Genomic DNA, 13087 nt, shown 5'->3' with positions numbered 1-13087 from the left:
TTCGCCCCGGCCCGTAAACTGAATCTGGTTTTCCGGCACATAGTTCCCGATAACAGTGGAAACCGATTTTGCACGTGCGCGCGAAAGATCAAAGTTTGACGGAAAACGCACGCTGTTGCGTATCGGAACATTGTCTGTATGGCCGATAACAAGAACCGAGAATTTCTCGTCGGCAATAGCTCTGCCAATCCGGTCGATCAGACCGAGGAATTGGGGGATACGTCAGCGCTGCCCGTGGCGAAAAAGCCGGTGTTGCGAAAACGCACAAGCACTTTGTTGCCGTCGCGCGAGGTGGTCACAAGGCCACGATCCACTTCAGGTTGCAGGAATGCGAGGAAATTGCGCAGCCTGTCCACCTGTTCGATGGGTTGCGGCGCTGGCTTTATGACTTTGATAGATGGATTGCCCTGAGGCGGCGCGGCGGCCATCGCAACCATGATCGAGTCTGAATCCGTGTTCAAAAGACGCAGGATTCCGATATATCCAAAGGCGCAGAGCAGAACGAGCAGTCCAAGTATGGCTGGATAAAGGTTCTTGAAGCGCGCTTTGGAGAAGCGTGCATTGATGCCGCGCCAATGCGGCGACACTTCGCGCTCGACGTCGCCCATCGAAGACTGCAGCGTCCTGTAGAGGCTGTCTCTTATCTGCGAAAGTTCGAGAGCACCACGGGCGCTGACCCGCAGCCGGCCTTTGAAGCCCAGTGAAAGGCACAAATAGAGCAAGAGCAGAATATCGCGGTTGCGGCCCGGATCCTTGTGGAAATGTTCCAGCAATTCGAAGAAACGCTCACCGCCCTGCACATCGCGGTGGAATGTAGAGACAATACTGTTGCTGGCCCAGTTGCTTGCGCCACCCCAACGCGTGCTCAGAACAACGTCGTCAATCGTGGCACAGAGGGCGTAGTGGGCGACACGCGCATGCTGGGTATCGACGTTGGCGTTTGCAACCTTGCGCTCATAGGCGCGCATTTCGTCAATAACAGCCGTTCGAAGCTGTTCGGGATCGGGTTCCTCGTGAAGTCCACGCAGATGATAGAGAAGGTTGAGCTGCGGCCGGGCTGCGGCGACCAGAAACGGCAAGCCTTTCGGGCTCGTATCGTTGGTATCGACACCACCCTCGCGCAGCGCAGCCTGCAAGGTTGTGGTTTCACCATTGTCGATATTGTCGGAACCAGATTGCGCAGCGCGACCGCGCTCTCCCCCGGTTTGGGTTTGATGATCGTCGGCTCGCTGCGCCAGAATTTGTCGTCGCTCATGACATCACGACTTTATCGCCCAGAGTTCAAACTCAATGGACGGGAAATCACCGGCCAGATGCATTGCTATGGCACCTGACGTGCTGAGTTGCTTCCACAATGCGCCGTCACGGTCGAGTTCGAAATAGCTGGTTCCCGGTCGATAAGGCAGTTGGCGCGGTGCAACCGGCAGCGGACGCACGGCGATGCCGGGCAGCGCGACATTGACGAGTTCGGCGATGCGTTCGACCGGGCCAACCTTGATCTGGCGGGGCAAGGTGCTGCGGAGTGCTTCCGACGGCATGTCGCACCGTACAGCCAGCACAAAACCACTGCCCACCAAAAGGCTGCGATCGGTGATAGTTCCGACCCGAACGCCATGCTTGCGTTCATCCAGCGGAATTTCAATCGCAGAGCGCTCAAGCACCGACGAGAGCGATTCACGCAGATCGAACAGAACCGGATCGAACGAGCCCCTCAGATCAAGATGACGGTAACCGGGGAAAACCGATCCGCGCCGCCGCTCCTTGGTGAAGGTTGAGAGTTCGCCCGCAAGCTGGGCACACAATACATAAAGTGTCTCCGGGTGAAGTGAACTCAGGTTTTCACGGTGATGCCGGAATACAGCCTCGTTGCGATTGAGAACCTGCAGAAACTGAAAATCCGAGACTTCCGCCGTACCGCGAATGGATGGGTCGCCCATACGATCGGCAATGGCTTCCGCCCGGTGAGACATGATACCGAGAATCTCGGTTACGATATTTTCCAGCTGAAGCTGGGCAGCACAATTGATCGATGGAGCGATAAATGTTTCGTCAAGGACAACCGATTGATCCTGCCTGACCTCGACGATGCGTGCGACGGCAATGCGGTCATAGCCAGCCAGCTCTTCATCGGACAAAAGGAAGGTCAGGCGAAAGCGGCCGACGTCAAGCAAGGCGGAAATGGAGCTGCCTTCGTTGGTGTCCTGCACTTCATATTTCTGGCGCGCATAACGAATATTGCGGCCCGGTGTTGCAGCTTCCCCGCCGATTTCGGCGAGTCCGGGTTGCTGCATAGGCAGGCAGAGATAAACAAAAACGTTCTTTGTGCCTTCTTCCAGCCGCAGCGGTGCCGGTAGATCCACGGGGCCGGGCGCTTCAAAAATGCTGCCGTCCGGCATAACGCCGCGCACACTCGACAAGGCGAACATGCCATTGCCCAGAAGCTGTTCATTGATCGTTATGCGGGAAATTCCCCAGGGAAACTTGACGAGTTCCCGCACTGCCGATTTGACAAGCCTTTCCGTCCAGCGGTCCTGCTGCTGAAAATGCTGAACCCGAAGGAACATGCCTTCCGACCAGACGACGCGATTGTCATGTTCCATCAAAAAACACCGTAAGGGTTATTTGCCAGCAGATGCGCTGACGGAGAGCTTTCCGACTGAAATGTTGAGGCGGCTCATGCCGGTAACCGGCGTCAGCGCGCGCCAACGCGCATTCTCGATATCACGGAAGCCGGCAATCACGCCCGCATAGGCGCCTTCGGTCCCGGGGTTAATCGTTAGCTGGGCAGACTCGCCTGGCCGCACGGATACCGTCTTGCGCTCGACCAGATCATCACCAAGGGCGCTGCCGCCTTTCAACTGAAAATAATCCAGCGACTGGAACCGGCCCGGTGATTTCAAGACGAAGATTTCCACCGCAGTCGGGGTGGCCGAGCCCGATGGAGACGGGTTTGCATTCCCGCTGGCCGAAACAGTTGCAGCAATCGGCTCCTGATACTTCGGACCTGTCACCTCCGGTGTCGATGTGCATGCCGACAGGAAGAGTCCTGCTGCCGCTGTGACAGCCAGAAAAGCATGGCGTTGAGACAAGGAGCGGTTACGGAAAGTTACAAATAGCTCAAGCGCTTCAAAACGCATACTAATCTCCCAATATTCTGTCGTTAGACGCTTGCCCATTCCAAGGTAGTAAACCGAGTTGTAACTTGCAGATAACACAGCATCACGTCAACGTAATCTTGATCGTGAAGGTTTAGGAGTGGGGAAAGAATTTGCGCAGTAGTTTCATGAGTGCAGGCTTGGGCTTGCCGGTTTGTTGTCCATCGAAAATTGTGGTTGACGCCAGGAATTCATCCCAAAGCGCCGCTTTACGCAAGGCGGGGATGGCTTTTGCCTTTGTTCTGTTTGAAAGCATTGCGGGATCGATTGCCTGTTGAACTTCGCCGATGAAGTCAAGAACCGCCGCTGACAGCGCCGTCTGATAATTGGTAATCGACTGGAAATCCCGTTCAATCAGCTTCACGTCAGTTGATTCCCCGTCGCCAATGAACTCGAGAATGCTATCCATCAACTGGTCGTTCTTTTGCCCTGCCAGCGAGAAAATCCAGGGTGTTTCGCTTACGATACCTTCAAGCTCCAGTCGCGCTGCCGAGGCGTTTTTTGCGACATGCATCTCGTAAAGCTCTGCAAACGCGATTCGAAGAACGGTCCCGGCTTTTCGCATGAGGTGTTCGGGATCCATATCGGGTGACGGCAGAGATTCCAGCCCGGCGCCTTCAAGGAAGGCTTTTAAAAGTGCGGAGTCTGAAGGTGCAGCGGGTGCGGCCACGGGCGGAGTACTGGGAGAGGGGTGCGGCGTTGGCGTGGGCACGAACTGTTGTTGGGGCACACGACGGACGACAGGAGGCGCGGATGGCTGCGGCGCACTTGGCTCGTCATCGTCACTATCCCAGTTATCGGGGAGAATTGGCCGAACAACCGGCAGATCAAACAATGAATTGGCGGTGGGTGTCTGTTCAATCCTGTCCGCGAGCGCCGATGGGCGGCTGACCTGATAAGGTTTAATAATGTCCACTTCTGTTACGGGAGGACCATCCCAGCCAACGTCCGTTGCGCCAAGTGCTTCGCGGGAAGCCGGTTTTGCCGGGCCGTCGAAAAGTTCGTCATGGCTTTCGCCGGGAAGTTTGCTTGTTGCGCTGACGCCGCCGGGCGCAATATCCGACAGAATCGATGTGAGGCTTGGACCTCCAAGCAAATCCGTACTGCTAACTTGCGGCTGATCCCGTCTTGCACCGGACTTCTGGATCGAAAGCTTGAAACGATAATCCGCAATTTCGATCGTATCGCCGTCTGACAGACGTTGCCCATACTGGCGGTCGACAGCAATTCCACCGACGCTGACGCCATTCGTGCTTTTATCGATCAGAAAAATGCCATCATCGCGTTGTTCAAGCATGCAATGAAGCTTGGAAACGACGCGGCGGCTGTCTTTGATCACCCAACTGCAGCTTTCGCCTCGTCCAATCGTAAAACGAGCGTCCTGAACGATCGCCGAGCCGCTGAATGACGTGTCGTTGGGATTGTTCAGAGCCTGAAGTTCGATTCTGCATGCGTTATTCCTGCAAGTAGCAATGGTAGTGTATGGTTTTGTTTGTCGGGTTGAGGGACAATATTCAAGCGTTGTAACTTTAGTCTCCGATACAAGGTAGTTGCAAGCAGAGTGAGAAATAGGTTATTTTTTGGCATCCAGAATTGATCTGCGAATGGTGAGATCATAACCGGGAGTAAACTGGACAAAACCCGTCTGGTCTAGCCCAATCAGCTGAAGAGACAGTCAAGTGACTCCTGACGCGAAAAACATCAGACAATTTTTTCAGTGCGTGCTCCGCGCTGGATTGATTTGTCTTGCGTTTTTGCTTGCCGGGCAAATGGCTCGTGCGGAGATTGTCGCCGTCAGCGGGCACAAGCGCATTGCTCTTGTGGTTGGCAATGCGAATTATCAGAATGTGGAAAAACTCGTCAATCCGGCCAATGACGCCGCAGGTATATCTGCAGCTCTGCGTGATCAGGGTTTTGACGTGTTTCCCGCTAATGACACCACCCGAGCAGAATTCAACCGGATATTCGAAGAGTTCAAGACGCAGGCTGAAACCGCCGATGTGGCGCTTGTCTATTTCTCCGGTCACGGATTTCAGTTGAACGGTGTCAATTACCTGGTGCCCATTGACGCGCAATTGAACGACCGGTCGAAAATTGCTGATGAAACCATCAGTCTCGATAAGGTCATTGGCGAGGTGCAGCAGCGGAACCGTCAGACAATTGTTTTCCTTGACGCCTGCCGTAACAATCCCTTGCCGGGTGGCGGTTCGGTGAATGCCGGTCTTGCGCAGGTTACTGCGGGTGCCGGGGTGTTTGTTGCGTTTGCCACACAGCCCGGCAATATCAGTTATGATGGCAAAAGCTCATTTAGTCCCTTTACCAAAGCGCTTATCGATCACATGAGGACCCCCGGTCTCAGTATCTCTGACCTGATGATCAAGGTTCGCAACGACGTTCAGAAGGCAACGCTGTCGCGGCAGATACCGTGGGACCAGTCGTCGTTGAAGGAGCAGTTTTATTTTTCTGCGCAGACACCGGCAGCCAAAGGCGAGCAGTTTGCCTCCGTTGATCCATCTTCGGTAAATGCCGATCAGGGCCTGACCCGCCGAACCAATGTTGAAGGCGCGACACAACCGCCGACGGGTAATCTAACAACGGAACCGCAAGGTGGTCTTGCCTATCCATCAATGATCGATCCGCAGACGGGGGAAACTCCGTTATCTATATGCCGGAAGCACCGGCTGCAATTTTCGGACCGGAAGATCTGGTATCGGGCGTGCAGACAGAACTGCAGCGGCTTGGCTGTTATACTTCTGATGTTGATGGAGCTTGGGGAGAAAGTTCACAAGAGGCAGTGGACCGTTACTGGACGACCAAAAAGATGAAGTCGTCCGAGAAGGGGCCGACGCAGTTTTTGTATGAAAGTCTTAAACGCGAACCCGCAGTGGTTTGCCTCTATCAGCCGCCGCGTCAGGCGATAGCGCCTGTCAAACCTGGTCCGCGCCTTCCGGCCAAGCCGCGCCCCACGCGCATTCAAGATAGCGAACCTGCCCCGCAGCGTGCCTACACTCCTGCAACTGTAGCGCCTGCGGCTCCTCCGAAGAAAAGCCTCCGCGGCAGTCTTATTGGTGGTGTTTACCGGTGACATTCTCACCTGATACTCATTCAGAACCCATTAGGTCAGTTTTCGGGCCGTTCCTTGCCATTGACGGCTGACCAATGCCCGGAGAACCTCTCCACACAGTCATGCCGGATTTCAAGCTGGCCAAAAAACTGGCACGCCAGCGCCGGAATTTGCGCCGCCTGATACAGGTATTCGCGTTTGCAACGTTTGCGGCTGGAATTGCGGTCGCTTTTGTCTATCTGCCCAAATTCATGGGCGTGGCTGATGACCTGACAAATGAGACGCTGGTCATCCCGGAGGATGAAGTTCAATCGGCAGGCAAAGAAGGCGATTTCGAACTGACTGCTACCGATGACCGGCGTGACGCGCTTCTGCTTCAAACTGTCAACAATGAAAAGCCCAAACCACGCAAGAGCGAAATCCGGTTCCAGAAGAACAATAGCGGTTCGGAAATCAATGGGCCGATCTATTTCGTGTCAGACACCATGCTCTCAAGCTCGGTAAGACTGATGACTGCACTTCCGGCGACCCCGCAGGATTTCGCATTGATGCAGTCTACGCCGGAAGTATCGGCAACGCCGGTATCGCTCCCGCAAGACGCCGGAACAGTTGCCCCTGTTAGCGAAGGTCCTTCATCCGATGCGGGTTGGGAAGGGGGATTTCTCCCAAGGAGACAGCACAGATGGGTGCATCGTCACCCGGAAGTTCAAACAATATCGAGATCGTTGATGAAAAGCGGCGTGGTCTGCAAAATCAGCAGTTCGTCATAAAGGTGCTGGCGGAGCGCAGTGTGAAGGACGTTCTCGAAGACGGCCACACCACACCGGTTGAAACGGCCCGTGTTGCTGAAGCAGTGGCAAAATCACTGAATATTCAGCTGTTGCGGCCGGGCTATCTTGCCGTCTGGCGTACAGGAATGGTCGATGCGCAGGCCAAAACCACCGCTCCAGTACAAATATCACTCTACGGCAGCGAAGGATTGATCGGCAGTGTCGCCCGCGCGGATAATGGCAGCTATCTCAAGATTGATGATCCGTGGAAAGGCGAAAGCTGGAACGATCTTGCCAATGGCGGCGAGACTTCCAAACTCGATCAGAGTTTCCGCATCATGGATGGGATTTACAGTGCTGGCATCCGCAATGACATCCCAGCCAATGTTATAACCGAAGCCATCATGCGGATGTCGCGTCTTTATGATCTGGGGAAGTTTATTTCCCCTGAAGACAAGGTATCCCTGCTTTATTCCGATACGCCGCGCGATGAGACCAGTGAAAGCGGGCGCGTTCTCTATGTTTCGATCCGGCGCGGCAGTGAAACGCTGAAATGTTATCTGCTGCGGCCGGAGCGCGGCGGCGACTATTCCTGCATGACGGAAGATGACACAACATCAGGCCTTGGGGGCGCAGAAGGTTTTATCCTGCCCGTGAAGGGTGTGTTCCGTTCGGGGTTTGGTCCGCGTGTGCACCCTATCCTTGGCTCTGTGAAGTTTCATGAGGGTGTCGATTGGTCAGCACCGGCCGGTACGCCGGTTTATGCATCTTTCGATGGTACGGTTTCATTTGCGGGTTCCAATGGAAACTTTGGCAACTTCATCAAGATCAGCCATGCTGGAAACCGCGAAACGCATTATGCGCACCTTCAGGGATTTGCGACCGGTATAATAGTGGGCAAAGTTGTCAAAGCCGGGCAGGTCATTGGGTTCGTCGGTTCCACAGGTCAGAGTACCGGGCCACATCTGCATTTCGAGCTGATGGCCAATGGCGGACTGGTTGATCCTCTGGGTTATGGATATAGCGAAATCGGTCTTGATGGCGAGGCGGAAAAACTTGTCCAGCGCATCATCCATGTTGAAAGCGGCGGCAATCCGAATGCTGCAAACCCGCTCTCATCGGCAAGTGGTTTAGGACAGTTCATCAACAGTACCTGGCTGCGAATGATGGGATCATACAGAGCTGATCTCGTCTCGAAGATGAGTGTGAATGAGTTGCTGGCGCTGAAATCCGATCCGACACTGGCAACAGAAATGGTAATGAATCTCGCCAATGAAAATGAGGCCACGCTCAAGGCTTCAGGAATTGCGGGAACCGCCGGTAATCTCTATCTCGCTCATTTTCTTGGCGGAGGCGGAGCTGTATCAGTTCTCACCGCATCATCGGAAGCGCAATTGAGTACGCTGCTCGACCCGTCGGTTTTCGGCGCAAATCCTTTTCTTTATGGCAAAACGGCCGGCTGGATTATCGATTGGTCCAATCGCAAAATGTCAGGGCAGGGTGGCGCGCAAGTTTCTCCGGTATATCGGGAAGCGCGGATCAAGGCAGCGCGTTTCCGGGCCTATAGCTCGGCGATTGATACGATCCTGGCCAAACTGCAGGGTTGATCCGCGCCGTCAGTCTGCCGCAGTCTCTTTACCGATCTTCTCGTCATAGGCTTCACCGAAATAGTGGAGAAACACATCGAGAATACCATTCTCGTAAGGCTCGTTGCGTTCATTCCAGGCCTGGACATAGCGTGTCCAGTGAGCGCCTTTGCCGGAGAGAAACGACTTCTTCGCAGATGTTTCGATAGCATCGGGCGACAGTTCATTCAGCAGGCGGAAAAGCGCTGTTTGCATCGCCTGAAAAACCGCCTGTTCGTGCTGCCTGAGGTCGGTGACCGCTTCGCTGAAGCTGCTTGTCGCATCAAGATATTCGCGCTTGTTCGCCGCAAACAAAGCCCCAACCGCCGCCGACGGCTCCGGAATAAACTTAAGCGGATTATTGCCGCTTGATTTAAGGACAGTTTGTTTCGTACTGCGGATGAGTGCGCGCATCTGAGCCCGTGCGGTAAGTAATTGGGTCAGGCCGGGCACGATGGTCCGAAAGATTTCGCCCAATTGTTCGGCAAATTCATCATCATGGCGTCCCGCAAGAACATCGGGATCAATACCTGCTCCATTGGCAAAGTTTTCGATGAAGCGTTCCCGAGAGCCTCCTGCCGATCGGCCAGACGGCCGTGGTTTGACAGGTGCTGATTTTTCGGGGTGGTCAATGATGGGTCGGGTTACCGGTGCAGGCAATGATTGTACCGCTCCAAGGAACATGGTGCGGTCTTCCATCTCCCGCAACGGGCCATCAGCGCCGCGTGGAATGAAAACTGTTTCTTCAGCGCTAAGAACAGGGTCATGCTGCTGCGCCTGCTCGAAGAATACACGGAGCTGATAGGCCCCGATTTCAACAAGATCACCTGCCGACAACAGGCGGCGCGCACTTTTCTGCAGCTCTTCTCCGTTGACCAGCAAGCCGTTCGAAGACAGGTCTTCGACCCAATAATGCTCTTCTTCATAAAAAATGCGGCAGTGCTGTGTGGAAACGAAACGGCTCCGGTCCGGCAATGACCAGTCGGCATCTTCGGCACGTCCTATGGTGAAAGTGCGTCGGTCCGATGCGAATTCCGGAATGATATCGTCCCCATGCAAGGATCGATTCTCCAATCTCAGCACAAGTCGCATTCGCTTCTCCGGCATTTCTTGTCTAACCATAGACTATTCAAATAAAGTGTTGGATACCAAGAATATAGCTATTTGAATGCGGATCTTTTTGATGACAGACCAAAATCGGAAGAGCCGAAAAGGCTGGAGCGGGGCAATGCAGTGTTTCAACGCCGGAAAAAGGCTCTGGCTTGCTGCATTTCTGGCCGCTCCCGTGTTTTTTCTGCTGCCCAATACGGCGCAGGCTGCATTTACTGTATGCAATCAGACTGCCGATATCGCGAATGTTGCCATTGGTGAGCAGGCTGAGGGGGAAATGCGTACCGAGGGCTGGTGGGCTATTGCCGCGAACCGCTGCGCGGATGTCATCAAGGCAAAGCTATCCAACCGCTATATCTATGTACACGCGATTGATGTTCAGGGCCGTCCTCTTCTTGAAGGCGGGGTGACCCTGTGTATCGACACGAAAAAGTTTCAGATTATCGGCAAAGACGCTTGCTGGCAGCGCAATCATTTGCGAGGCGTATTCAAGGAAGTGGATACACAGTCATCTGATAATTGGACTTTATTTCTGACCAGCCGGCCTTAATGGTCAATTATTCGATGTCTTCATTCCATGATCTGCTATCAAGCGAGAGACATGACCATTCCGACGCACAATAAAAGCCATGCCAAAGACCTAGCCGGGTGGTTTGACTCCCATGCGGGATCGCATGCCGGGCGCGTCCGGCCGGTGAACGAAGACCGGTTCTTCGCAAAGCCGTTGACCGGCGTCTGGCTTGTGGCCGATGGCATGGGCGGGCATTCCCACGGTGATGTGGCGGCCTCAATGATTGCCCAATCCGCCGGGAGGGTAGGATATCACTCTGCACATGCGGCGCAGGTTCAGGACTTTCAGGCGCAGATCCATATGGTCAATCAGGATATTCGTAATCTGGCGCGGGAGCACGGACTCGGCGTGATGGGCTCTACCTTGGTTGCACTGCTTGTAACCGGCCGGGAATTCACGGTTATCTGGTCGGGCGATAGTCGCGTGTACCTTAATCGCGGTAACCGGATGACCCAACTCACCCGCGATCACACCGAAGTACAAGCGATGATCGACAACGGCACGCTTGACGCGGAGGCGGCAGCCAACTTCAAACGCAAAAACGTCATTACGCACGCTATCGGTGTGCGTGACATTCCCCATCTTGATATGGTCGATGGTGAATTAAGGGACGGAGATACGTTTGTTCTTTGCAGCGATGGGCTTACCGGTCATCTCTCCGCACCGGATATTCAGGATATTATACTGTCGCAAGAACCCGAAGCTGCGTGCAAATCGTTGATCCAAACAGCTCTGGAGCGGGGTGGTACGGACAATGTTACGGTCATCGTTGTTCAGTATCGTGATGCTCCAGCTCAAAGCGGTCAATCATGACGCGGGAACAGAACGAAACTGGCAAGCGGTCCGGCAGTATCAAACCCGGAACACGGCTCAACGACATTTACGAAGTGACAGAACTGCTCGCTGTTGGCGGGATGTCCGAGGTCTACAAAGGGCACAATATCCAGACGCTGGACGAGGTGGCAATCAAGGTTATCTTGCCTCATCTTGCCAGCGACGAGCAGGTGATTTCGCTGTTCAAACAGGAAGCCTCCATACTCAATTCCCTCGGGCATGACGCAATCGTCCGCTATCACGTCTTCTCCGTCGATCGTTTGACAAACACCGCCTATCTCACGATGGAACTGGTTGAAGGACCGTCGCTTTACGAACGCATTCGTGACCGGCCATTGAGCCTGGCTGAAGCGGCAAAGCTGATCAGCCGGATAACGTCAGGTCTCAAAATTGCCCACGAACGCGGGGTCATTCACCGCGACATCTCCTGCGACAATATCATTCTGTCGGGTGGCAATGTGGAGGGTGCCAAACTCATCGACTTTGGTATTGCCAGGCTTGGCATTGGCGGCGACCGGACGCTTCTCGCCGGAAGTTTTGCCGGAAAGTACAATTACGTTTCTCCCGAGCAGCTGGGCCTGTTCGGTGGCGACGTACATGAACCAAGCGATATCTACAGTCTGGGGCTGGTATTTGCAGCTGCACTGCGCGGCAAGCCGATTGATATGAGTGGTACGCATGCCGATGTCGTCCGGAAACGCCAGGCGATCCCTGATCTTTCAACCATTCATCCGGCGGCACGATCCATCATTCAGCGGATGCTGCAGCCCAACCCGGCATTGCGTCCCAAAAAAGATGAGATCATTGACCTGTTGCGGCCGATGATTCCGACTTCTCGAGACCCTGCATCGCGGCGTGTGCCCGTATCGGCAGCGTCAAGGAATGACCGCAGTCAAAATGCGCCGAAGCAGAGTTCGGGTAAATGGATTGTCCTCGGCTGCCTCGCATTGATTTTAGGTGGAGGCGGTTGGTACGCGTACGACAATCAGACTCAAATCAAAACCTATCTGGGTGCCGGTAAGGCATCGCAACCGGTGACGGCTTCCGGCAAGTCGGAATTCAAGCTCGATGCTGATCCAAACGCGGCGAAGCCGGAACCGAAACCGCAGGCTGAACCCGCAAAGCCGGTCACGCCACCTGATATCAAGCCGGGGGTTGCAGATGCCAAGCCGCCAGCGAACACAGTAGAGAGCAAGCCCGAGACAGATACTGCCGATGTTGAAAAGCCGGCTAATCCGGCGGCAGACGCTGGAGTACAGCCCGAGACGCCAAAGCCGGAAACTTTGGCATCCGGCGACCGGCAGGAACCGGCGAAACAACCACCGGCGGCCAATGATACGGCCGTACAGGTGGCAGTGACGGAGACGGACTGGATCAGGCAGTTTGCCGGCGGTCCCTGCTTTTTCTCGCACGGAGCGCCAAATGCTCCAAACAGCATAAACATTGAAGGCTTTGCACAGAAGGTGGGGCCGTTCATCGAGATGGAACGGGCTTTCATCAACAAATTTGGATATGAGCCGACCATCAATGTGCGACAGATCGCTGACGCACAATGCGATGCTTTGGCATTTTTGGCAGCCGTACCGGTGAATTCGGGCAAAGCCACCTTTATGCTCAAGAATGAAGTTCTGGGGCCAGCAGACCCCCTGGTCGCGACCTTGAGTGGCATAGAGCTTAAAAATGCTCAGGTACTTCTGGTTCGCGAGGATGGCACTGTTGATATGCTCAAGACAACGGAGCGAAGCAGTGGCGGCGATGGTGTCATCGAACTCAAACTTGCGGCACCGCGAAAAGGGGCGTCCATTCCTTACATCCTGATTGCCATTCAGTCCGATGAAAAACTGGATATGACAGGCAGCAAGGATGTCTTCAAAACGCTTGCTGACCGGCTGCGGAAACTGTCAGGAAAATACTCGGTCACGGTGAAATACTTCCGTCAGCAGGGCTGACAGTTTACG

Annotated in this window: 11 protein-coding genes; 6 read left to right on the top strand and 5 right to left on the bottom strand. The window is 54.5% G+C overall.

The genetic code is table 11. The annotated features are described in order from the left end of the window. Positions 1–197: 197 nt before the first annotated feature. From icmH to HB779_RS25310, 4 genes are all read right to left on the bottom strand, one after another. Complete coding sequence (icmH, locus tag HB779_RS25325) at positions 198–1136, bottom strand: type IVB secretion system protein IcmH/DotU (protein WP_188346657.1); 939 nt, start codon at positions 1134–1136, stop codon at positions 198–200. 123 nt (positions 1137–1259) lie between these two features. Beyond that, positions 1260–2600 carry a type VI secretion system baseplate subunit TssK gene (gene tssK, locus HB779_RS25320; protein ID WP_188346656.1) on the bottom strand — a complete coding sequence of 447 codons (1341 nt, stop codon included), beginning with the start codon at positions 2598–2600 and terminating at the stop codon, positions 1260–1262. An 18-nt stretch (positions 2601–2618) separates the two neighbouring features. Next, on the bottom strand, positions 2619–3137 hold the full coding sequence (tssJ, locus tag HB779_RS25315) for a type VI secretion system lipoprotein TssJ (RefSeq protein ID WP_188346655.1): 519 nt from the start codon (positions 3135–3137) through the stop codon (positions 2619–2621). Positions 3138–3249: 112 nt separating this feature from the next. Further along, positions 3250–4521: an FHA domain-containing protein gene (locus HB779_RS25310; RefSeq protein WP_256440685.1), complete on the bottom strand. Its 1272-nt coding sequence runs from the start codon at positions 4519–4521 to the stop codon at positions 3250–3252. Between the two features lie 403 nt (positions 4522–4924). On the opposite strand from HB779_RS25310, the gene HB779_RS25305 reads away from it, so the two are divergent. The 3 genes from HB779_RS25305 (at position 4925) to HB779_RS25295 (ending at position 8596) form a co-directional block, all read left to right on the top strand. After that, positions 4925–5980, top strand: coding sequence for a caspase domain-containing protein (locus tag HB779_RS25305; protein WP_188346653.1), 1056 nt, complete (start codon positions 4925–4927; stop codon positions 5978–5980). Between the two features lie 334 nt (positions 5981–6314). Further along, positions 6315–6989, top strand: a complete 675-nt coding sequence (locus HB779_RS25300; RefSeq protein WP_188346652.1) for a hypothetical protein — start codon at positions 6315–6317, stop codon at positions 6987–6989. Further along, positions 6902–8596 (top strand): peptidoglycan DD-metalloendopeptidase family protein, encoded by a 1695-nt coding sequence (locus tag HB779_RS25295; protein WP_188346651.1) that lies wholly within the window; start codon positions 6902–6904, stop codon positions 8594–8596. Before HB779_RS25300 ends, HB779_RS25295 begins: the two co-directional genes overlap by 88 nt. 9 nt (positions 8597–8605) lie before the next feature. On the opposite strand, the gene tagH is transcribed toward HB779_RS25295, so the two are convergent. Continuing rightward, positions 8606–9673 carry a type VI secretion system-associated FHA domain protein TagH gene (gene tagH / locus HB779_RS25290; protein WP_188346650.1) on the bottom strand — a complete coding sequence of 356 codons (1068 nt, stop codon included), beginning with the start codon at positions 9671–9673 and terminating at the stop codon, positions 8606–8608. Between the two features lie 109 nt (positions 9674–9782). Between tagH and HB779_RS25285 the strand changes: the two genes are divergently transcribed. Genes HB779_RS25285 through HB779_RS25275 form a run of 3 tightly spaced genes read left to right on the top strand, consistent with a single transcriptional unit; the run spans position 9783 to position 13078 of the window. Next, a complete protein-coding gene (locus HB779_RS25285) occupies positions 9783–10274 on the top strand; it encodes a DUF1036 domain-containing protein (protein ID WP_244642914.1) in 492 nt (163 codons plus the stop codon). A 51-nt stretch (positions 10275–10325) separates the two neighbouring features. Further along, positions 10326–11108 (top strand): PP2C family serine/threonine-protein phosphatase, encoded by a 783-nt coding sequence (locus tag HB779_RS25280; protein ID WP_188346649.1) that lies wholly within the window; start codon positions 10326–10328, stop codon positions 11106–11108. Then, positions 11105–13078 (top strand): serine/threonine-protein kinase, encoded by a 1974-nt coding sequence (locus HB779_RS25275; RefSeq protein WP_188346648.1) that lies wholly within the window; start codon positions 11105–11107, stop codon positions 13076–13078. The genes HB779_RS25280 and HB779_RS25275 overlap by 4 nt, the downstream gene beginning before the upstream one ends. Positions 13079–13087 lie beyond the last annotated feature (9 nt).

The sequence above is a fragment of the Phyllobacterium sp. 628 genome (genome assembly GCF_014189505.1).
Lineage (GTDB): Bacteria > Pseudomonadota > Alphaproteobacteria > Rhizobiales > Rhizobiaceae > Phyllobacterium.
The sequence above is the reverse complement of the archived record's forward strand: the minus strand, read 5'-3'. Positions and strand labels throughout refer to the sequence as shown.

Coding starts and splice junctions, on each gene's coding strand:
- HB779_RS25285 (WP_244642914.1), top strand. CDS start 9,783: ATGCGGATCTTTTTGATGACAGACCAAAATCGGAAGAGCCGAAAAGGC.
- HB779_RS25275 (WP_188346648.1), top strand. CDS start 11,105: ATGACGCGGGAACAGAACGAAACTGGCAAGCGGTCCGGCAGTATCAAA.
- HB779_RS25305 (WP_188346653.1), top strand. CDS start 4,925: ATGGCTCGTGCGGAGATTGTCGCCGTCAGCGGGCACAAGCGCATTGCT.
- HB779_RS25295 (WP_188346651.1), top strand. CDS start 6,902: ATGGGTGCATCGTCACCCGGAAGTTCAAACAATATCGAGATCGTTGAT.
- HB779_RS25280 (WP_188346649.1), top strand. CDS start 10,326: ATGACCATTCCGACGCACAATAAAAGCCATGCCAAAGACCTAGCCGGG.
- tssJ (WP_188346655.1), bottom strand. CDS start 3,137: ATGCGTTTTGAAGCGCTTGAGCTATTTGTAACTTTCCGTAACCGCTCC.
- tssK (WP_188346656.1), bottom strand. CDS start 2,600: ATGGAACATGACAATCGCGTCGTCTGGTCGGAAGGCATGTTCCTTCGG.
- HB779_RS25300 (WP_188346652.1), top strand. CDS start 6,315: ATGCCCGGAGAACCTCTCCACACAGTCATGCCGGATTTCAAGCTGGCC.